At 62.5% G+C, this 1,540-nt stretch carries 1 protein-coding gene; it reads right to left on the bottom strand.

The annotated features are described in order from the left end of the window. The coding region (gene tssI, locus MJ643_RS30300; protein ID WP_247727272.1) for a type VI secretion system tip protein TssI/VgrG at positions 1–1,505 on the bottom strand (1,505 nt) is incomplete at its 3' end. Positions 1,506–1,540 lie beyond the last annotated feature (35 nt).

Raw genomic sequence — 1,540 nt, 5'->3', positions numbered from 1 at the left:
CCATCGCCTTTGTGGGTCTGGCTCTTGATGGTCATGCGGGTCTTGTGTTCGGGCAGGTCATACGGCGGCAGTTGGTCGCCGCAATAGGTACGCCCGGTGATCATCGGCTGGTCGGGGTCGGCGTTGACGTACTGGATGATCACGTCCTGGCCGATGCGCGGGATAGCCATCGAACCCCAGCTACCGCCGGCCCAGCCTTGCGACACGCGCACCCAGCAGGAGCTGAACTCGTTGTTCTCGCTCTCCCGGTCCCAGGGGAAGCTCACCTTGACCCGGCCCCACTCGTCGCAGTAGATCTCTTCCCCGGGCGGCCCGACGACCGTGGCCATGTGCGGGCCGTCGATGCGTGGCTTGGGCAGTGGCGCCGGACGCCATTCGATCCGGCCGGGCACCAGCACGGCTTCCTGCGAGTAGCGCGTTCCTTGTTCGGCCCCGGCAGCTTCTTCCTGCAGGCTGGTGAACTGGCTGCCCTCGTGATGTACACGCATCACACGCCAATGGGCGTTGAGGTCTTTGCGCGGGTGTTCGATGAGGGTAAAGCTCAGCCCCGGTTGCAGGCGTACATCGTCACCCTCGACTTCGGCAATACGGGCGTCATGGCGCAGGGCCGTCAGGCGGGTAGTGGTAAAGGGTACACCGACCGCATCGCGCTTGTAGCGGCCGGGGTAGTCGAAGCGCTCATAGTCCCGGGACTGATGGGTGATGCTACTGTCACCTGCGCGGTGTTCCTGCCGGTACTGCGGGTTGGTGAAGGTGTAGTCCCGCTGCACCTGACGTGCAGTGCGCACCTGTTCGCTGTAACGCAGGCGGCGCAGACAAGGCCTGGCCTGGTCGCCACCGCTGTTGGCACGGTACAGCACCTGGTCGGGGCCGATGTCGTCTTCGTCGAAGAAGTCTTCATCCTCGTCGTCGGCCTTGAGCGCGCTTCGGCTGATCTGCCCCAGCGCCAGCAGTCGGTCGGTGATGACCAGCTGATGGTGTTTCGGTGTGTGCTCGAAGCGATAGACGAAACCCTCTTCCCCCGCCAGGCGGGCGATGAAGTCGAGGTCCGTTTCACCGGCCTGTACGCAGAACTCGCGCACCTGATGCTCGCCCATGCTGTTGATTTCGAAACGGGCAATGCCCTGGCGCCTGAGCATCAATTCGAGAATCTGCGGCACGGTCTTCTGCTGGAAGATGCGCCAGTTCGAACGCAAGCAGGCACGGGCCAGCACGGGCTCGACCAATGCGCGGTAACGGGTGCGATAGAACCCCGTCTCACCCTGGCTGAAACTGCTGACCAGGCCGTGCACATAGCGCAGGGGGCGCTCACCGCGCCAGATCGTGAACAGCACTGGTTGGTCGAGCAACTGGCCGAAGTCGACCTCGTCTTCAAAACTGATCAATTCCAGTTTCAGCTGGAACGGTGAGCTGATCATTTCGTCGAGTTCGAACGAAACCACCTCGAAGTCAATCTGGCCAGCCAGCGGCTGGAAGGTGAAGCGCAAGTCGGATTGGCTAGGCATGCGGATCCCCTTTGCTACTGCTGCAAAATGCCGTT

This window comes from Pseudomonas sp. PNPG3, assembly GCF_023093815.1.
In the GTDB taxonomy this organism is placed as follows: Bacteria; Pseudomonadota; Gammaproteobacteria; order Pseudomonadales; family Pseudomonadaceae; genus Aquipseudomonas; species Aquipseudomonas asiatica.
Note: the sequence above shows the minus strand (reverse complement) of the source record. Positions and strands in the feature narration are given on the sequence as shown.